The organism is Sulfuriferula sp. (genome assembly GCF_054605375.1).
The window spans coordinates 225,309-245,448 of record NZ_JBTSEG010000002.1 but is presented as its reverse complement, the minus strand read 5'-3'; the positions used below and the strand labels follow the sequence as shown (position 1 = coordinate 245,448).

The 20,140-nt window shown below is 58.6% G+C and carries 11 protein-coding genes and 1 CRISPR repeat array; of the genes, 3 read left to right on the top strand and 8 right to left on the bottom strand.

Annotated elements, in window-relative coordinates; translation table 11 throughout:
* Positions 1-97 precede the first annotated feature (97 nt).
* Positions 98-2,383: a CRISPR direct-repeat array (repeat unit 29 nt; unit sequence GTGTTCCCCGCACACGCGGGGATGAACCG).
* A 751-nt stretch (positions 2,384-3,134) separates the two neighbouring features.
* Positions 3,135-4,724, top strand: a complete 1,590-nt coding sequence (locus ACYCZJ_RS02720) for a DUF4034 domain-containing protein (protein WP_461552684.1) — start codon at positions 3,135-3,137, stop codon at positions 4,722-4,724.
* 163 nt (positions 4,725-4,887) lie between these two features.
* Here ACYCZJ_RS02720 and ACYCZJ_RS02715 read toward each other — a convergent pair whose 3' ends face one another.
* From ACYCZJ_RS02715 to ACYCZJ_RS02695, 5 genes are all read right to left on the bottom strand, one after another.
* Complete coding sequence (locus ACYCZJ_RS02715; RefSeq protein WP_461552697.1) at positions 4,888-5,469, bottom strand: NYN domain-containing protein; 582 nt, start codon at positions 5,467-5,469, stop codon at positions 4,888-4,890.
* A 222-nt stretch (positions 5,470-5,691) separates the two neighbouring features.
* Positions 5,692-7,176, bottom strand: coding sequence for an efflux transporter outer membrane subunit (locus ACYCZJ_RS02710; protein WP_461552683.1), 1,485 nt, complete (start codon positions 7,174-7,176; stop codon positions 5,692-5,694).
* A gap of 9 nt (positions 7,177-7,185) precedes the next feature.
* Entirely contained in the window at positions 7,186-10,281 is a 3,096-nt protein-coding gene (locus tag ACYCZJ_RS02705) for an efflux RND transporter permease subunit (RefSeq protein WP_461552682.1), read from the bottom strand.
* Positions 10,278-13,451 (bottom strand): MdtB/MuxB family multidrug efflux RND transporter permease subunit, encoded by a 3,174-nt coding sequence (locus ACYCZJ_RS02700; RefSeq protein WP_461552681.1) that lies wholly within the window; start codon positions 13,449-13,451, stop codon positions 10,278-10,280. Before ACYCZJ_RS02700 ends, ACYCZJ_RS02705 begins: the two co-directional genes overlap by 4 nt.
* Positions 13,452-13,453: 2 nt before the next feature.
* A complete protein-coding gene (locus ACYCZJ_RS02695; RefSeq protein WP_461552680.1) occupies positions 13,454-14,776 on the bottom strand; it encodes an efflux RND transporter periplasmic adaptor subunit in 1,323 nt (440 codons plus the stop codon).
* Positions 14,777-15,237: 461 nt separating this feature from the next.
* Between ACYCZJ_RS02695 and hrcA the strand changes: the two genes are divergently transcribed.
* A complete protein-coding gene (gene hrcA / locus ACYCZJ_RS02690; protein WP_461552679.1) occupies positions 15,238-16,257 on the top strand; it encodes a heat-inducible transcriptional repressor HrcA in 1,020 nt (339 codons plus the stop codon).
* A 45-nt stretch (positions 16,258-16,302) separates the two neighbouring features.
* Entirely contained in the window at positions 16,303-17,409 is a 1,107-nt protein-coding gene (hemH, locus tag ACYCZJ_RS02685; RefSeq protein ID WP_461552678.1) for a ferrochelatase, read from the top strand.
* 253 nt (positions 17,410-17,662) lie between these two features.
* Here hemH and ACYCZJ_RS02680 read toward each other — a convergent pair whose 3' ends face one another.
* From ACYCZJ_RS02680 to ACYCZJ_RS02670, 3 genes are all read right to left on the bottom strand, one after another.
* Positions 17,663-18,802 (bottom strand): ATP-binding protein, encoded by a 1,140-nt coding sequence (locus ACYCZJ_RS02680; RefSeq protein ID WP_461552677.1) that lies wholly within the window; start codon positions 18,800-18,802, stop codon positions 17,663-17,665.
* 332 nt (positions 18,803-19,134) lie between these two features.
* The gene (locus ACYCZJ_RS02675; RefSeq protein ID WP_461552676.1) at positions 19,135-19,755 is read right to left on the bottom strand and encodes a class I SAM-dependent methyltransferase; all 621 of its coding nucleotides are present in this window, start codon (positions 19,753-19,755) and stop codon (positions 19,135-19,137) included.
* A gap of 45 nt (positions 19,756-19,800) precedes the next feature.
* Positions 19,801-20,139, bottom strand: a complete 339-nt coding sequence (locus tag ACYCZJ_RS02670) for a sulfotransferase (protein WP_461552675.1) — start codon at positions 20,137-20,139, stop codon at positions 19,801-19,803.
* Position 20,140: the final 1 nt, after the last annotated feature.

Sequence of the window (20,140 nt, the reverse complement as noted above, 5' to 3'; positions counted from 1 at the left end):
TAACAACATGAACAATTTACTGCTACCTGCCCACGTAAAATTCGGTAGAATTTTGGTGTGGTAGATTTTCTTGGTAAAACAATAAGTTGAAAGAAGTGTGTTCCCCGCACACGCGGGGATGAACCGCCGGATTTCAGGCTGGCGAACAGGTCCGTGAAGTGTTCCCCGCACACGCGGGGATGAACCGTAGTGATAGAGGACAGGGAACCTCGGTAATGGGTGTTCCCCGCACACGCGGGGATGAACCGTCATTCACCGTTGCTGACAATACACGTACAATGTGTTCCCCGCACACGCGGGGATGAACCGCAGTCCGGGCGATGTATCATAAGTGGTGCGATGTGTTCCCCGCACACGCGGGGATGAACCGGGATATTTCTACTACGGAACCAAGGTAGCGGAGTGTTCCCCGCACACGCGGGGATGAACCGCGCCGTTCAGGTTCACTGGTGGACATGGTTGGGTGTTCCCCGCACACGCGGGGATGAACCGATTACAAGCCCAGGCTGGTGATGACATTGGGGGTGTTCCCCGCACACGCGGGGATGAACCGACCCGGACAGCGGCATTACCATGCACGCTCTCGTGTTCCCCGCACACGCGGGGATGAACCGGCGCAAGAAGGGAGCACGCACGAAGTTGAACAGTGTTCCCCGCACACGCGGGGATGAACCGGATGAATTGCTCATTGCCGCGCTGAACGGCCTGTGTTCCCCGCACACGCGGGGATGAACCGGATAAAAAAGACAGCATCCGCGCCCAGATTGTGTGTTCCCCGCACACGCGGGGATGAACCGGATTTATAGCGGTGTAACGCTTCCTGAGCAAAGTGTTCCCCGCACACGCGGGGATGAACCGCGCGCACCAGATACCTGGAACGCAGCGAACTGGTGTTCCCCGCACACGCGGGGATGAACCGGGGCTGGCCCGTGAGGCATGGAATAGTGCGCCGTGTTCCCCGCACACGCGGGGATGAACCGAAGTTTGACCAATTGGGCCTGACGCTGGAGAAGTGTTCCCCGCACACGCGGGGATGAACCGCCGAATAATTGAGACAAAAAACGTCGGCAATTGTGTTCCCCGCACACGCGGGGATGAACCGTGTTGAGGTCGGACAAATGAGCATAGCAAACGGTGTTCCCCGCACACGCGGGGATGAACCGAAACCCCTTCGCCGCCTTCCACGCATCAGTTAGTGTTCCCCGCACACGCGGGGATGAACCGCGGCAAGACAATTACTCAACCGATTAACGGAAGTGTTCCCCGCACACGCGGGGATGAACCGTGTCTAGCACCGCTGACAGCCAGGTGTGTACAGTGTTCCCCGCACACGCGGGGATGAACCCCGTGCGTTAAATGTGGCGCAATTGAACGCAACGTGTTCCCCGCACACGCGGGGATGAACCGCTCTGCGCCGATTTAATCGCGGGCAGCAAGACGTGTTCCCCGCACACGCGGGGATGAACCGGCTATATAACGGTTCCCCGCCTTTGTTCATGAGTGTTCCCCGCACACGCGGGGATGAACCGGCGGTAGAAATGTTCAGCAAAAAAGCTGCCGAGTGTTCCCCGCACACGCGGGGATGAACCGCCCCACTCCCAGTTGTTGCCGTCCTGCAAAAAGTGTTCCCCGCACACGCGGGGATGAACCGCTGTCGCCGATGCCGTGTGGGGATTGCGCACGTGTTCCCCGCACACGCGGGGATGAACCGTCATAAAGGCGGTTATGATGTGGTGGGTGTTCGTGTTCCCCGCACACGCGGGGATGAACCGCGTTCCATTCAGATAATGCTGTCTGCTTTTCGGTGTTCCCCGCACACGCGGGGATGAACCGCGTTACGGCCTTAGCCGGAGAGACGGCAAGTGGTGTTCCCCGCACACGCGGGGATGAACCGTTTTCGATGGTGAGCGAGGCCTTGACGTTGGTGTGTTCCCCGCACACGCGGGGATGAACCGTCTGCGGATATTTCGCGGCGACATTTTTCAGGCGTGTTCCCCGCACACGCGGGGATGAACCGCTTATTACTCCAGCGTATGGGGATAGAATGGCGTGTTCCCCGCACACGCGGGGATGAACCGGTACACTGTTATTCAGTTTCACGAATTCTGGAGTGTTCCCCGCACACGCGGGGATGAACCGTATTTGCATTTTTGTTTCTCCTGTTGGTTAAAGTGTTCCCCGCACACGCGGGGATGAACCGTCTCCAAGACCGCCGGAATCGGGAATCGAATCGTGTTCCCCGCACACGCGGGGATGAACCGCGCCATGACAACCTGTTCGGCTATACCGTGGCGTGTTCCCCGCACACGCGGGGATGAACCGCGGTTGCTCCGGTAGTGATATGACATCGCCTCGTGTTCCCCGCACACGCGGGGATGAACCGCTGATCCAGAAAGTCGGCAAGCACGATTACGTGGTGAGAGAGGGAGTAATTGTTCCCGGCGCTGGCTGAAGCGGGTCTCGGCAAACAGCAGGAAGATCAGGCCAAGCACCGGCGCGGAATACTACGCGGCAGTCAGACCGGAGTTGGCGCGGAACTGGTCGGCGGTATTCCACAGGCGTTTTTCAAGGGTATCGGTGGAGGTGTCCCGTTCGGAGGGGACGATCCAGAGCATTCGTGTTCCCTGTCAGCATGTTTAGTTGTCGGCGGATGCTAACACGAAGGAGAAACGAGACATACATGCCAAAGCCAGCCGATCCGTAGCACCAATAAATATGCTGGCCAGACTGCTACCTCGATGTACCCTGTAATCTCCTGAATTGCTTGTTTCGCGTTTCGAATTTCCGATGATCCACCAGTTCGTTTTCAACCTGTAAGACTGCGTCAATAAGCGAAGCGCATTGCGCCGGATGATGACTAAAAATATCTGGGCGAAATTAACGCAGTTGGTCAACCCGCGTGAATGCACAGATGCGAGAGTGGCTGATAAAAACGGATGGCCGCATAATTTTGACAACACATCCGGCGCAATATGATTGCGCCCTACGCGCTGCCTCAAAAGCCTTGCTGTAGTCTGCCAATATAGTCTCCAACAAAGGTCTCAGGATCAGACTCGATATATGGATGTTAGCGAAGCGCCTTTCTCAAAACCAGCATGCTAATATCATGCACACTGATTTTTATTGTGCTGCCCATGAAAACAAACAGCCGCCCGAGAATCTTCCACTATCTTAATGTGCTGAATGGCTTGTCGTTCACGTTACTAACCCTGCTTTCTCCATTAACGACCTGGGCGGATACAGATCATCCCGTCTCAAACGCAGATCCGGTTGTGGCAACCCACGGGAACCTGTTGAAGCCAGCCGATATTGAGTCCCTGCTTACCCTGTTCGAAGCACAGCGTTTTTCCGAATTAGATACACGCATGAATGCTTTCCAAGCTCGCTATGAAAATGATACCCAACGCGAAGCAGATCTGGTTAAAGCTTTTAACTTATTTCTTATGCCGAAACCCGATACGGCAGCATTGTTCGAGGCATGGTTGCAGACCGTTCCCGACTCCTATGCGGCCCACCTTGCGGCGGGAATTTATAACTATGCAATGGGTACCGCTTGGCGCGGCGATAAATATTTCAATCAAACGCATCCGGTACGGATCGAAAAGATGACAGCCCACATGAAAAAGGCTGCGGAATATCTGCAACAATCCCTGCGCCTGACCAGAAAACCCACGCTGAGCTATGCTTACCTCATCGACATTTCGCGCTACTCAACAGAAGAACGAGGAGCCCAATATTGGCTTGATGCCGCAATCAAGGCCGACCCGTATTGCGATCAACCGCGACTGTCGTATTTGCATAACCTCCAGCCTCGATGGGGTGGAAGTTATTCTGCCATGCAGCAGTTTGTCGATGAAACACGCAATCAAGGCGACAATCCTAAACTGCTACAAGTCGTCAAGCACCTTGAAGCCGGTATCGAATGGGATAAAGGCAATTCGGCATGGCTATCGGGAAACACCGTAACTGCCCTTGATTTTTTCAACCGGGCCATTGTTATTGCGAATGACGGGAGTTATCTCTTGGCAAGGGGGAAGCTATATCAGCAAGTTGGCCAAACCGATCTTGCGCTCAACGACCTGAACCAGGCACGGCTGGTTCATCCCGAATCCAGCGAAATTCTTTATTGGCGCGGGATAACGTTACTGGACAAGCGAAAAACAAATGAGGCACTTGCCGATTTGTTGGCAGCCGCCAATCTTGGCAATGAAAATGCGGAAGTAAAATTGGGTTTCCTCTATTCCGACGGAGAACAGGGGATTCCCATGCAGATCGAGAGAGGCATCCGTTGGTGGGAAAAAGCAGCGTACTTTTGGAATGAAGAAGCGCTTTTTGCACTTGGAAAAACATACGAGCGCGGCATGGGTATTCCAGTAGGCCAGGCCGATGCGGTACGGTATTACCGCATCGCCGCCGCGCAGGGGCACGGAACTGCTCAAAACGATCTAGGCTTAATGCTATGGTACGGTCAAGGTGCTCCAGCCGATCACGAGGAAGCCATCAGATTGTGGCAAGCCGCCGCAATACAAAACGTTTGGCAAGCGAAGCACAATCTGAATTTCTTTCTCACACCGATGGAACGTGTCCGTATCGCATTGGTAAATCCGAAAGCCATCCTCGATATGCAAAGCATGACTCTAATAGGGCTGGTTGTAGTCGCGCTCATATTAGGGGCTGTCATCATTTTTCTGCGCCGCAACCCTAAAGACGTAGGGCGCCAATAAGCGAAGCGCATTGCGCCGGATGGTAACTTAAATCCATCCGGATGGATTCACACAGCTGACAAACCCGCGTGAATATGCAGATGCGGCAATGGCCGAAAAAGAATATGGCGGCATAATTTTTGGAACACATCCGGCGCAATACGATTGCGCCCTACGTGCTGAGTTAGACTGGCTTCCAAGTGGGCCCGTCAAGTTCCCAGAATGCATCAACGAGATTACGTAGGCGTGGATTCAATCCGTCCAAGTACGCAGATAGGAAAACCTGTACTCCATTTCTCAGGACTTCCTCGATTAATGGTTCATAATCTCCGTCACCACTCATAAGCAATATTGCGTCTGTATTGCCTCGATATACATGGCCAAGAACATCAACGCAAAGTTTTATGTCTACGCCTTTCCCGCTGCGGCTTTTTACGGGTTTCTTGAACACACAAGGCGTTAGGGAATTAGGCAACAACGAGGCCATATGCTTCGAAAATTTCAACTGTCGAATAGCATCCTCAACTTTGGTAACCCTTCCTTCGTCACCAACAACATATGTGTAGTATGTGGCCCGGAGAATTTCATGGTGTTGGGCAAGAGCGGCAAACTCTGGTCTCCAGACTGCAACATCTTGTAGGTGAAACAGGCCATCATTAGGAATGCGGCCCTGTTTAAGCATCGTTTGATATCGGAATACAAGATTTTCACCATCGACGAAAATCATCATACGACGCGTGGGTTTGGCGAGATGCGCTTCGATCATAGGGTTCACGTGTACGCCTCAGATTAACTTATAAGTGGTCAACAGCAAATAAACCAACGCGTGAGTCCAACAATACGAACGGCCTCTCAATACCCTGCGTCTCTTTCCTTGCGGGAGATTACCTCTACAGCATTCGTATAACAATGGCCTGAACGGACATAGCAAACCCGCTGGACCCGATACAATCAAGCCACCGTCTCTCTAGCGCCCACACCACGCGCTTCACTCACTGCGAACCGGCGCACTCCCCAGCGCAGGGGCCGTATCCCCACCCCAGCCACCCCCCAGCGCCTGGATCAACAGCACGCTGGCGGTTAGGCGGCGGCCGAGCAAACCGAGTTCGGCATTTTGCGCGTTGCTGGCGGTGGCTTGCGCGGTAATCACGTTGAGGTAGGGAACCATACCGGCCTTGTACTGGTTTTCCGCAAAACGCAGCGAGGTTTCGGCGGCTTGTACGGTCTGTCGCTGTAGCGCCGCTTCGTCGGTCAGGATGCGTTGCGCGGCCAAGTTGTCTTCGGCTTGCTGGAAGGCGGTAAGCACGGTCTGGCGGTAAGTGGCGACCGTCTGCCGGTAACCGGCCTCGGCACTGGCGACTTGCGCGCTGCGCGCACCGGCGTCGAAAAGCGTGACCGCAAGCGTGGGGCCAAGCGACCAGAACAGGCTGGGCGCGCTGAACAAATCCGCCAGATGCGACACCCGGCTGCCGGTCTGTGCCGACAGCGTCAATGACGGAAACCACGCGGTCTGCGCCACGCCGATCTGGGCATTGGCCTGCGCCACTTTGCGCTCTGCTGCCGCCAGATCGGGACGGCGTTGCAACAGCTGCGCCGGCACACCGGCCGGAATCTCGGGCACTGCGGGACTCATCTCCACTGCCATCAGATTGAACTGGCTGGGCGGTACCCCAACCAGCACGGCAATCGCATGCTGCTGCTGGGCGCGCGTCACGCCCAGATCGGTGTAGGTCACCTGAGCGCCCAGCAACTGGGTGCGCGCCAGCGCCACATCAGCCGCGGACACCACCCCGGCGCGATAGCGGTTTTCAGTCAGTTGCAAGGCCTTTTGATAAGCCGCTACGGTTTGCCCGGCCAGGCGGATTTGCGCGTCGGTCACGCGCAATTGCAGATAGGTTTGCGCCAGCGTGGCTTGTAGGGAAAGCTGGGTGGATTGCAGCGTGGCGGCGCTGGCCTGCGCCGATGCTTCGCTGGCGGCGACTTGCTGACGTACCTGACCCCACAGATCGGGCACCCAGCTTGCCGTCAGGCCTGCGCTATAAATATTGCTCGGCACCGATTGCGAATTGCTTTGCCCTGATGCGTTAATGGTGCCGCTTTTCGAACGGCTGGCTGCTGCGTTGGCGCCCACTGTCGGGTAAAACTGCGCACGGCTGACGGCGGTCAGCGCCGTGGCCTGGTCATAGGCGGCCAGCGCTGCCTGCAGACTCTGGTTGGCTTGCGCTACCTGTTGTTCCAACTGATCGAGCACCGGGTCGTTGTATACCCGCCACCATGCACCGCGCGGCGCGGCATCCTGCGGATTAGCCGGCATCCAGCCTCGATCTTCGGCAAAGGCTGCCGGCACGTTGAGCTTGACCGGCGGCTCCGGCGGCGTGGTGCTGCACGCGGCCAAACCCATACACAGCAGCGTCGCCAGCACCAGGCGGCGCGGATTGGCTGGGCGAAAAAAATCGGCAGGATGCATAGTCATGATCAGCATTCAAGTAGGTAAGGCACGGGGAAAGACCCGCTGCCAGCGGCTCTGGCTCCACAGACGCAGGCGGTCGAGTTCCAGATAAATCACCGGCGTCGTGTAGAGGGTGAGCAACTGGCTGAAAATCAGCCCGCCGGCAATCGAGATGCCCAGCGGCTGGCGCAACTCTGCGCCGTTGCCGGTGATAAACGCCAGCGGCAGCGCGGTAAACAGCGCCGCCAGCGTCGTCATCAGGATCGGGCGCAGGCGCATGGTGGCCGCCAGGCGGATGGCTTCACGCGGCCCCAGGCCTAGTTCGCGCTCGGCCTGCAGGGCAAAGTCGATCATTAAAATGGCGTTTTTCTTGACGATGCCGATCAGCAGGAACACCCCGATCAGCGCAATGATACTGAACTCGGAACCGGCCAGCATCAAGGCCAGCACCGCGCCCACACCGGCCGACGGCAAGGTGGACAAAATGGTCAGCGGATGGATGGTGCTTTCGTACAACACGCCCAGCACGATATAGATGGCCAGCACCGCAGCCATCAGGTACAGCGGCTGGTTTTTCAGGGTGTCGGAGAAGAGCTGCGCGGTACCCTGGAACCCTCCATGGACTTCGCTGGGCAAGCCGATTTCCGCCATGGTCTGGTCGATCTCGGCCTGCGCCTGCGACAGCGATACGCCCTTGCCGAGATTGAACGAAATGGTCGAGGCGGCGAACAGGCCCTGGTGGTTGACCGTCAGCGGCGTATTGCCGAGTTCATAGTGGGCCAATGCGGACAGCGGCACGCGCTGGCCGCTGGCGCTGATCACATAGATATCGTCCAGCGCCGACTGCTGTTGCTGGTACTGGGGCGCGGCTTCCATCACCACGCGATACTGGTTCAGCGGTGCGTAAATAGTCGACACCAGACGCTGGCCGAAGGCATCGTTCAGCGTCTGGTCGATCAGGCTCACCGGTACCCCGTAACGTGCCGCCGCAGCCCGGTCGATGACCAGTTTCAGTTGCAGCCCGCTGCTTTGCTGATCGGTATCGACGTCGCTGAGCCCCGGTATCCCGCGGAACGCCGCAAGAACTCTCGGCTCCCATAAACGCAGCGCATCCAGGTCGCTGGCCTGCAGGGTGTATTCATACAATGCCGTTGCGGGTCGCCCGCCGGCCCGGATATCCTGCACCGGAAACATCAATACACGCGCACCGGGGACTCGCGACAGAGCCTTGCGCAATTGCTGCATGATGGTCATCACGCCCGCACGCTGGCTTTCGGGCTTGAGCGTCATGAACATGAAGGCGCTATTGGTCGAGCCGCCGCCGGTAAACGCCACGACGTTCTCCACGCCCGGGTTTTTGCGCACGATGGCGACGATGCGCGTGAGTTTGGTACTCATGTCCTGGAACGACACCGACTGATCGGCTTGCACATTGCCCACCAGCAGGCCCGTATCCTGGGTCGGAAAAAACCCCTTGGGCACGATCGCATACAGATAGACATTGAGTGCGATGGTGGCAAAAAACACCAGCAGCATCAGCCCGGGGTGGGCCAGTGCGCCATCCAGGCTGCGCGCGTAGCCGCGCACCACAGCGTCCCAGCCGCGCGCCAATATCGAATGCTGCGGCGCCTGCCCTTCAGCGGGCGGTACATGCGGGCGCAGCCAGCGCGCTGCCAGCATCGGCGTCACCGTCAGCGACACCAGCAGCGAAATGGCGATGGCGATAGTGAGGGTGACGGCGAATTCGTGAAACAGCCGGCCGATAATGCCGCCCATGAACAGCACCGGAATGAACACGGCGACCAGCGACAGGCTCATCGACAACACGGTGAAGCCCATTTCCTTCGCGCCCAGCAAGGAAGCCTCCATCGGGCGCATGCCGGCTTCGACATGACGCATGATGTTTTCCAGCACCACAATGGCATCATCGACGACAAAGCCGGTCGCCACGATCAGCGCCATCAGCGACAGGTTGTCCAGACTGTAATCCAGCAGCCACATCGCCGCGAAGGTGCCGATCAGCGACAACGGCACGGCAATGCTGGGGATCAGCGTGGCGCGCCAGTCGCGCAGAAACAGCCAGACCACACCCACCACCAGCAGCACCGACAGGAACAGCGTGTTCTCGACTTCTTTCAAGGAAGCGCGAATCGTCACGGTGCGGTCCGACATGATGCGCACCTTGATGGCAGCCGGGATCGCTGCTTCCAGTCCGGGCAGCGCCGCTTTCACGCCTTCCACCGTATCGATGATGTTGGCGCCGGGCTGGCGGAAAATGATGATCTGCACCGAGGGCTGGCCGTTGGACAGACCCATGTTGCGCGCGTTTTGTGTACCTTCGTAGACGCTGGCAACCTGATTCAGAGCGACTGGCGCACCGTTTTTATAGGCGACGATCACGCGCTGATATTGCTCCACCGTGGACAGCTGATCATTGGTACCGATCTGCCAGCGCTGCTCATTGTTTTCCACGACACCCTTGGGCGCATTCACATTGGCAGTCGCGATTGCCTGACGCACCTGCTCCAGCGACACGCCCATGCCGTTGAGTTGCGGGACATCCAGTTCCACGCGCACCGCCGGCAATGCCGAACCGCCCACCGTCACCTGGCCGATGCCGGACAGTTGCGAAATCTTCTGCCCCAGCAGGGTCGAGGCGGCGTCGTACATCTGCCCGCGCGTCAGGCTGGCCGAGGTGAGCGAGATGATCATGATCGGTGCGTCCGCCGGGTTCACCTTGCGATACGTCGGATTGCCGGTGAGCCCGGTGGGCAGCAGCGTACGCGCGGCGTTGAGCGCGGCCTGCACTTCGCGCGCTGCGGTGTTGATATTCTTCGACAAGGCAAACTGCAGGATGACGCGGGTAGAACCGAGCGAGCTCGACGAGGTCATCTGGGTAATCCCGGAAATGCGCCCCAGCGAGCGCTCCAGCGGTGTGGCCACGGTGGCCGCCATGACATCCGGGCTGGCGCCTGCCATATTGGCCTGCACCATGATGGTGGGGAAATCCACCTGCGGCAGTGGCGCCACCGGCAACAGACGAAACGCAATAATGCCGGCCAGCAGCACCGCCAATGCCAGCAGCGTAGTGCCGACCGGGCGCCGAATAAAGGCAGCGGAGAGATTCACCCTTCGCTCTCGCTCTGCGCTATGCCTTCGCCACTACCGAAACGGCGTATGCGCCAATTCTCCCAGCGCGTCGCCAGCCGGTCGAAGGCCAGATAAATCACCGGCGTGGTGAACAAGGTCAGCAATTGCGACAGCAGCAGCCCGCCCACCAGCGTGATGCCCAGCGGCTGGCGCAGTTCGGCGCCCATGCCGCCACCCACCACCAGCGGTATCGCACCGAACAGCGCGGCAAATGTCGTCATCAGGATCGGCCGCAGGCGCAAGCGTGCCGCCTGCAGGATCGCGTCCGGCGCATTCAATCCCTGGCGGCGCTGCGCCTCGAGGGCAAAATCCACCATCAAAATGGCGTTTTTCTGCACGATGCCGATCAGCAGAATAATGCCGATGATGGCGATCACGGTCAGGTTGTGGCCGCTGAACATCAACGCCAGCAAGGCACCAATACCTGCCGACGGCAGCGTGGACAGAATGGTGATGGGGTGGATGTAACTTTCATACAGCACGCCCAGCACGATGTACATGGTGGCCACTGCCGCCAGTAGCAGCCACAACTGGTTGGACAACGCGGCCTGGAAGGCTGCCGCTGCACCCTGGAAACTGATGGCTACCGAAGCCGGCAGTCCGGCCTGCTGTGCCGCATCCTGAATGGCGCTCACCGCGGCGCCCAGGGATACCCCCGGCGCAGGCTGGAACGACACCAGCGCGGCCGGGAACTGACCAAGATGGTCGATGGCCAGCGCCGTGGTGCGCTGCTCGATATGGGCAATCGCCGTCAAAGGCACCGTTTGTCCGCCGCTGGTGGCGAGATAAATGTTGTTGAATGCGGCCAGTCCGGACGCCTCGGTGGAGGCGGCCCCCAGCACCACGCGGTATTGCGCCGACTGGGTGAAGATGGTGGATACCAGACGCTGGCCGAAGGCGCTGTAGAGCGCGCTGTCGATGGCGCTCATGGTGATACCCAGGCGCGCGGCCGCATCGCGGTCGATATCCACGTAGGCTTGCAAGCCCTGGTCTTGCAGGTCGCTGGTCACGCCGGCCAATTGCGGCAGTTCGCGCAATCGTTCCATCAGGCTATGGATGGATTGCGCAAGCTGTCCGGCACTGCTGGCAGAGAGGCTGAACTGGTAGGGATAACGACTGACCAGATCGTCGATGGTCAGGTCCTGCACCGGCTGCATGAATAACTCGATGCCGCCTACCTGTGCCGCACGGCGCTGCAAACCGGCGATGATCGGTCCGACGCGCTCGGCGCGTTGATTCAGCGGCTTGAGGCTGATCAGCAGGCGTCCGTTGTTGAGGGTGGTGTTGGTACCGTCAATGCCGACGATGGAGGAGATGCTCTGCACCGCCGGGTCTTGCGCCAGCACTTCCACCAGCGCCGCCTGGCGCCGTCCCATCGCGCTGAATGAAACGTCCTGCGCAGCCACCGTGGTGCCCTGTATCAGTCCGGTATCCTGCACTGGAAAAAATCCCTTGGGGATCACTACATACAACGCCACCGTCACCAGCAGGGTGAGCAGCGCCACTGCCAGCACCGCAGGCTGATGGCGCAGCACCCACACCAGGGCACGCGAATAGCTGTCTGCCAGGCGCTCGAAGGCGCGTCCGCTGGCGCGGGAAAAACGCCCCTGTTTTTCCTCCGGGATATGGCGCAGCATGCGCGCGCTGAGCATCGGCGTGAAGGTCAGCGACACCGCAGCGGAAATCACGATGGCCACCGCCAGCGTGACGGCAAATTCGCGGAACAGCCGCCCTACCACATCACCCATGAACAACAGCGGGATCAGCACGGCGATCAGCGAGAAGGTCAGCGAGATGATGGTGAAGCCGATCTGGCCCGCACCCTTGAGGGCGGCTTGCAGCGGCGGCTCGCCAGCCTCGATATAACGCGCGATGTTCTCGATCATCACAATCGCGTCATCCACCACAAAACCGGTGGCGATGGTCAGCGCCATCAGGGTCAGCGTGTTGATGGAATAGCCCGCCAGATACATCACGCCGAAGGTACCTATCAACGCCAGCGGCACTGCAGTGGCAGGTATGAAAGTGGCGCGCGCGTTACGCAGGAAAACAAAAATCACCGCCACCACCAGCCCCACCGCCAGCAGCAGCTCGAATTGCACATCGGCAATTGCCGCGCGTATGGTCACGGTACGATCGGACAGCACGGTCAGTTGCGCGGCGCCCGGCAGGCTTTTTTGCAAATCCGGCAGCAGCTCGTGAATGCGATCGACCACCTGAATCACATTGGCGCCGGGCTGCCGTTGCACATTCAGCACCAGCCCGGGCTTGCCGTTTACCCACGCGGCCTGCCAGGCGTTTTCGGGCGCCTCATCCACCGTGGCCACATCACCCAGGCGCACCGGTGCGCCGCTCTTATAGGCAATGATCATGTCGCGATAGGCTTCGGGCGACTGCAACTGATCGTTGGCGTCGATGGTAAACGAACGCTGCGGCCCGTCGATGCTGCCTTTCGGCGCGTTGACGTTGGCGCCGGTAATCGCGGTGCGGATGTTGTCCAGACTCAAACCCAGCGCGGCCAGCGCGCGCGCGTTGACGGTGACGCGCACCGCCGGCTTGTGTCCGCCGGACAAGGTGACCATACCTACCCCCGGTACTTGCGACAGTTTTTGCGACACGCGCGTATCGGCCAGATCGTACAACTGGGTGAGCGGCAAGGTGGCCGAGGTTACGCCCAATGTGATGACTGGCGCGTCGGCCGGATTGACCTTGGCGTATACCGGCGGCGACGGCAGATCGCTGGGCAGAAAACTGCCCGCTGCATTCATCGATGCCTGCACCTCCTGCTCGGCCACGTCCAGCGGCAGCAACAAATCGAAGCGCAGGGTGATGACGGAAGCGCCCCCGGAACTGACCGACCACATCTGCGCAAGACCCGGCATCTGGCCGAACTGGCGTTCGAGCGGCGCAGTGACCGAGGAAGTCATCACATCCGGGCTGGCACCGGGATAGAGCGTGGTGACCTGGATGGTGGGGTAATCCACTTCGGGCAGCGCCGCCTGCGGCAACAGCCGGTAGCCGACAAACCCGGCCACCAGCACTGCCAGCATCAGCAGCGTGGTGGCGATCGGCCGCAGAATAAATAGCCGCGACGTGCTCGGGCGCTCAGCCTCCGCCGCTCCCGGCAGCGGGTCGTCAACCGGCGGCATGCTCACGGCGCCTTACCCTGGCCCGCACCTCGCTGGCCGGCACCGTGCTTGCCCTTGCCCTGACCTGCATTGCTTGCGGCCTGCGCCGTCACGATCCGCACGGCGGCCCCCGCACGCAACCGGTCCAGCCCATCGGTCACGACTTTTTCACCGGCCTGCAGACCGGAGGTAATCACGGTCAGCCCGGCATCGCTGACGCCAGGCGTGATTTTGCGCACCGCCACTTTGTTATCCGTGCCGATCACATACACAAAGGTGCCGGGCGCCCCCACCGCCACCGCGGATGAAGGCACGACCACCGCGTTATCGAGGGTGGCCACGCGCAGCCGCACGTTGACGAACTGGTTGGGATACAGCGTCAGTTGCCGGTTGGCGAATTCGGCCTTGAGATTGAGCGTGCCGGTCGTGGTACTGATCTGGTTGTCGGCAGCCAGCAGCTTGCCGCTGGCGAGGCGCGTGCTGTTACGCGCATCCCAGGCTTCCACCAGCGGGGTCTTGCCCGCGTGCAAGTGCTGCAGCACCGGAGCAACTTGTTGCTGCGGGATGGCAAAAGTCACCGTCACCGGCTGCACCTGCGCCAGGGTAACGATGGGCGTGGTGTTGGCGCTCGTCGCAGTACCGCTGGCCGTTTGCGCGCTGACACCAATGGCGCCGCTGGTGTTGACCATGTTGCCGGCATCCACCGGGCGCAGCCCGGCCAGGCCGGAGACCGGCGCAACGATACGGGTATAGCTGAGTTGCAGCCTGGCGTTATCCAGTGCTGCGCGATCCGCAGCCAGGGTCGCCGTGTATTGCGCCACCAGCGCTTTCTGGTCATCCACCTGCTGGTGGGCAATCGAATCCTGCGCCTGCAGGGTTTGATAGCGGGTCAGGTCCAGCCTGGCGCCGTCGAGCTGCGCCTGGTCGCGCATGACGACCCCTTGTGCCTGCTCCACGGCGATCTGGAATGGCCGCGGATCGATCTGTGCGAGCAATTGCCCTGCCTTGACCATCTGCCCTTCACGATAATGCACGCTTTGCAGCAAGCCGGTGACGCGCGGCATCACGTTCACATAGCTGCGCGGCGTGACCGTACCGAGTGCAGTGAGCCATACCGGAACCGGCCGCACGCGAGCCATGGCGGCGGTCACCGGTGTCGGGCCGCTGGCGCCGCGCTTTTTATCCGAGGCACCGTGCGGCGCGCTACTGTTGTGCTTCGCTCCCCATACCAGTAAACCGACAATGATTGCCAGCACAGCCACTGCCAGGACACCGCGGAAACGGCGTCGATGATGCTGCGTGGCGGGTAGTTGGGAAGAGAATGGGGGCTGAGCGAGCGTGTTCACAGATTATTTTCCGTTGATCGCGTTCAATAATGGGAGTTGGATTTCAATACTGTCTGCGGCGCAAATTTCAGATTCAGGATGGTAGCACTCCGTTTTGATTTTGCTTTGTCTAATGTAATGCACGCTCAAGCCGTTAATCTTAAAAACGGTGATTTATCCACGAAAGACACGAAATAAATCAATATACGACATTGATTAATATCATTCATTCTTTGAGTGATGGCTTGCAGCTTGTTATCTCTTTGAGTATTTTGCGAGCTTTCGCCTTACGGCGAAATCCCTGCCTACCCCATTTCGTGCTTTTTGTGTTTTTCGTGGACCAACTGCTTTTTTAGGTTAATACAGAAAAAATGACTCAACTGCTGGGAGACAGTGAAAATGGAATTGAATTCAGATTTTTTTGCACCATGTATCTGATCAAATGATGAATTATCCGGGGCTCCCTTGTACAATCGCCAATCATGCTCACTGAACGCGCCCAAATTCTGCTCAAAACCCTGGTCGAACGCTATGTTGCGGAAGGTCAGCCGGTAGGTTCACGCACGCTGTCCAAGTATTCCGCGCTGGATTTAAGTCCCGCTTCCATCCGCAACGTGATGGCCGATCTGGAGGACATGGGCCTGGTGACCAGCCCGCACACCTCGGCAGGGCGTGTCCCGACAGCGTTGGGTTACCGTTTTTTCGTGGATTCCCTGCTCACCATCCAGCCCCTCAACAGCAAGGAAATGAGCCAGTTGGAAGAACAGCTGCACGCGGACGATCCGCAGCGGCTGGCCGCGAACGCCTCCCAGCTGTTGTCCGACCTGACCCGTTTCGCCGGTGTGGTGTTGGTTCCGGGACGGCGCAGCACAGCATTCCGTCAGCTTGAATTTATCAATCTGTCGGAAAAGCGCATCCTGCTCATTATCATCACCGCGGAAGGCGAAGTGCAGAACCGCGTACTCCTCACAGACCGCGCCTACACCCCGTCGGAACTCACCCGCGCCGCCAATTTCCTCAACCAGAATTACGCCGGCAAAACATTTGCCGACGTGCGCCGCCTGATGCAGGACGAGCTGCAGCAACTGCATCAGGACATCAACGGCCTGATGAATCTGGCACTCACGGCCGGCAGCGCGGCCCTCGCACCCAATCGCGACGATCTGGTCATGTCCGGCGGGCACAACCTGCTCAAGGTCAACGAGCTGTCCTCCAACATGGAACGGCTGCGCAAACTGTTCGACATGTTCGAACAAAAAACCTCGCTGATGCAGTTGCTGGACATCAGCCAGCGCGCGCACGGGGTGCAGATTTTCATCGGCGGCGAATCCGAAGTAGACCCTCTGGACGGCTGCAGCGTGGTCACCGCCCCCTATAAAGTCAACGGTGAAATCGTCGGTACGCTGGGCGTGGTCGGCCCCACCCGCATGGCCTACGAGCACATCATCCCGATTGTGGACATCACCGCCAAGCTGCTCTCCAGCGCGTTGTCGTTTCATTGATAGCCGGCGCTACCGTTACAAAAATTTGAGAAACCCAAACCCGCCATGTCGCGTTACCTGACCGAACCTGCCCACACCCATGGCAATGTTGCCAAAACCGGCATCCTGCTGATCAACCTGGGCACACCGGATGCCCCGACCAAACAGGCACTCAGGCCCTACCTGAAGGAATTCCTGTCCGACCCGCGCGTGGTGGAAATCCCGCGCGCCATCTGGTGGCTGATCCTGAATGGTGTGATCCTCAACACGCGCCCGAAAAAATCCGCCCACAAATACGCCAGCATCTGGACCAGCGAAGGTTCGCCGCTACGCTTTCACACCGAGAAACAGGCCAAGCTGCTCAAGGGCTGGCTGGGCGAACGCATTAAATCGCCCTTTGTGGTGGATTACGCCATGCGTTACGGCAACCCATCGGTGGCCAGCGCCATGACCAGGCTCAGCGAGCAAGGCTGCGACCGCATCCTGGCACTGCCGATGTACCCGCAATATGCCGCCAGCAGCACCGCCACCGCGCTCGATGCGGTGTATCAGATTCTGGAAACCAAACGCAATCAGCCGGCGCTGCGCACGCTCCGCCATTATCACGACGACCCCGGCTACATCGCCGCACTGGCTGCCAATGTGCACGAATACTGGATGCGCAACGGCCGTCCCGAAATGCTGGTGATGAGCTTCCACGGCGTGCCGCGCTACACGCTGGACAAAGGCGACCCCTACCATTGCGAATGCCAGAAAACCGCACGCCTGCTGGCCGAAGCGCTCGGGCTCTCCAAAACCCAGTATCAGCTCACCTTCCAGTCGCGCTTCGGCCGCGCCGAGTGGATCAAACCCTACACCGTCGCCACCCTCGAAGCACTCGGCCGTGCCAGGACAAAACGCGTGGACGTGGTATGCCCCGGCTTCGTCGCCGACTGTCTGGAAACCCTGGAAGAAATCGCCATGGAAGGCAAACAGACATTTCTCGCCGCAGGTGGTGGAGAATTCCACTACATCCCGGCACTCAACGAACGCCCGGAGTGGATCGCCGCGCTGGGCGAACTGGCGCTGAGCAATTTGAGCGGCTGGGTAGCGCCGCAGTGGAATGCGGCACAGGCAGTACAAGACACGGAAGACAGCCACGCCCGCGCCGTCGCGACGGGTGCGCCTGTTTGATCAGGCGGATATCGAAATAAAGAGTAGCTATCGAGCTTGCGGAAACTCATGCCGATACGTTACATCTGCTGAAGCCCGGTACGGCGTCCGTAGAATGACCAGAGGCACCCAACCATGAAGCCCGTGGACAAACTCATGCCTGGATTGCCCGGATTCAATTGCAGGTCGAATGCCGTGGTCTTGACGGCTTTCTACTCCTCGCCGGTGAGTTTGGCGAGGCTGCCGGTGAAGGTGTCGGCGATGAGGAAATCCATCAGATACCGTTCTGCCACACATCGTGCAAGGGTACGGCCTCGACGGAGGGCGCAATGGAAAACCGCTTCGTCCCCGGATAGACCACCGCGATACTTTCAAGCTGCAAGTCGTCAAGGGCGATGCGCATGGAGGGAGTCATCCTGGGCGCGTCGGTTCGTTTACATTCGACGCCGAACATGCGTCCGTTCTTGCGCAGAACCAGGTCAATCTCGGCGCCCTGATGCGTTGCCCAGAAATACGCCTCATCGGGTTGAATGGCGGCCAGCACCTCTTCAATCACATATCCCTCCCAGGATGCGCCGATCTTGGGATGGGTCATCAAGTCCCGATCGGTTCGTATACCAAGAAGCTGGTGCAACAGACCGGAATCACGGACATAAATCTTGGGCGCCTTGACCTGCCGTTTGCGTACGTTGGCATGCCAAGGCTGTAACTGACGTACCATAAAGGCATCTGTCAACAGATCAAGATAGCGGCGGGTTGTAGATTCGCTGACACCCAGGGCGCGGGCTGGTTCTGCCGCGTTCCATATCTGCCCGTGGTAATGAGCGAGCATGGACCAGAACCGCCACAAGGCAGCCGACGGGGTGCGCACCCCCCATTGCGGCAAATCACGCTCCAGCAGCGTCTGGATAAAATTCTTGCGCCAGGCAGTGCTGCCGGCCTCGCTGGCCGCCAGATAAGACAAGGGGAACCCCCCGCGCAACCAGTGCCGCTCCGGGGATGGATTGCCCAACTCGCCCAGGCTGAAACCGCGGAGCGTCAGGGTTTCCATCCGGCCAGCCAGTGTCTCGGACGACTGCCGGAGCAGATCGCCGGATGCACTGCCGAGAATAAGGAATCTGCCTTCAAACTTCTTGCGGTCCGCCAGCACCCTGAGCACCGGAAACAGATCGGGGCGGCGCTGCACCTCATCAATCACCACCAAACCCTTCAGTGCACCCAGCGCCGTCATCGGCTCAGAGAGGCGGGTCAGGCTGACGGGATCCTCCAGATCGAAATAGTTGGCAGACTCTTCCGAAAGAAAAAAACGTGCAAGAGTTGTCTTCCCGCATTGGCGCGGGCCGATCAACGTCACAATCCGGCTTCGTGTAAGGGCGGCTTGAATCGCTTCTATTTGGGCTGAACGTATAATCATGATGGTTTTATACCATGAATATCGGTTATGACACGAATGTTTTTCATGGTAAGTGCCGGGCGGATTATTTCAGAAACATCCGGGGTCAAGTCTAGATATAATGCATCCTCTGGTTCGTATAATCTATAGAATTAAAGCAAAGAAATTATTTGTCAGGCTACCCAAAAGAAGTATTCTTTCTCAAGATTTTCTCGCTGAATGGCCTCGGTTTCGCATATTTCGGCCTGTCATTTTTGTAGTCCATCTGGCCGCTTATGGCACGTTTCTGCCGGCCGATGGAGGTCTAAGATCCACCCATTCCAGTCATTGGATCCTCCACAAGCACAAGGGGATTAGTTGCTGCCCTTGCGGCAGTAGCAATAGACGAACTGCTGATTTGAACCGGAAGGCGTGTGGTGAACTTCCTTCTTATGCTCAACCAGCAGGAAAGCGTCTCCAAATTCAGCGTGCAGCGATTCAGGTCGATACCGGATCACCGGAAGGCCACTGCATTTTTCCGGGCCATCTTCGGCAAAGGTGGCAATGATCACATGCCCTCCCGGACGAACTGAGCGCATGACCCGTTCCACATAAGCATGGCGGTCATTCGGATTGGTCAAAAAATGGAACACTGCTCGATCATGCCAAATATCGAATCGGTGAACTGGAAATTTTGCAAGGGTAATGTCGCCTACCATCCAATCCACAGCTTCGGCATGTTTTCCTAAATGCTGCTTGGCAACAGAAATCGCTGATGGCGAAAGGTCAAGCACCGTCAGGTCGGAATAGCTTTCCGCCACAAGGTCATTCACCAGGGTAGAAGCTCCGCCGCCCACATCGATAATAGCCGCGTCCTTGCCGAGCCCGGTATTGTGAATCAGCCGCAGTGATAGCTCTGCGTGTTCCTGAAACCAGCTAACCGAGTCAGATGCTTTTGTGGAATAAACCTGTTCCCAATGTTGCTTGCGATCCATATACAGTCCCCAATTCAGCCATGATGGGCCTTAGCCGTTGGACGATTATGGATTCACGTCTTCAGGAAGTCCAGAAAGCCCTGAACGATGCCATTTCCGTGATGATTGTCCGGAAATGGCACGTTTCAACCAGCAGTTCACGGCATATACAACACGCTGGATTGTCCACTGCTGCAGTGTATTTCGAAAATACCTGTGTCCAGTCGTGCTGCGTGCCCGGCGTAGTGTTGGCGGCCTGCGCCAAAAATCCAGGTGCGATTTGTTTTCCTTGTTCTCCAGCACCTTGAACATGTGATAGCACGGAAAATCCGGTTGCTTGAGCGCCGTATAGGCCGACAACGTGCCGGTGCGCCCAAAGCCTGCTCCGATAACCTCAAGGGCCATG

Coding starts and splice junctions, on each gene's coding strand:
- ACYCZJ_RS02670 (WP_461552675.1), bottom strand. CDS start 20,139: ATGGCCCTTGAGGTTATCGGAGCAGGCTTTGGGCGCACCGGCACGTTG.
- ACYCZJ_RS02720 (WP_461552684.1), top strand. CDS start 3,135: ATGAAAACAAACAGCCGCCCGAGAATCTTCCACTATCTTAATGTGCTG.
- ACYCZJ_RS02675 (WP_461552676.1), bottom strand. CDS start 19,755: ATGGATCGCAAGCAACATTGGGAACAGGTTTATTCCACAAAAGCATCT.
- hrcA (WP_461552679.1), top strand. CDS start 15,238: ATGCTCACTGAACGCGCCCAAATTCTGCTCAAAACCCTGGTCGAACGC.
- ACYCZJ_RS02715 (WP_461552697.1), bottom strand. CDS start 5,469: ATGATCGAAGCGCATCTCGCCAAACCCACGCGTCGTATGATGATTTTC.
- ACYCZJ_RS02680 (WP_461552677.1), bottom strand. CDS start 18,802: ATGATTATACGTTCAGCCCAAATAGAAGCGATTCAAGCCGCCCTTACA.
- hemH (WP_461552678.1), top strand. CDS start 16,303: ATGTCGCGTTACCTGACCGAACCTGCCCACACCCATGGCAATGTTGCC.
- ACYCZJ_RS02710 (WP_461552683.1), bottom strand. CDS start 7,176: ATGACTATGCATCCTGCCGATTTTTTTCGCCCAGCCAATCCGCGCCGC.
- ACYCZJ_RS02700 (WP_461552681.1), bottom strand. CDS start 13,451: ATGCCGCCGGTTGACGACCCGCTGCCGGGAGCGGCGGAGGCTGAGCGC.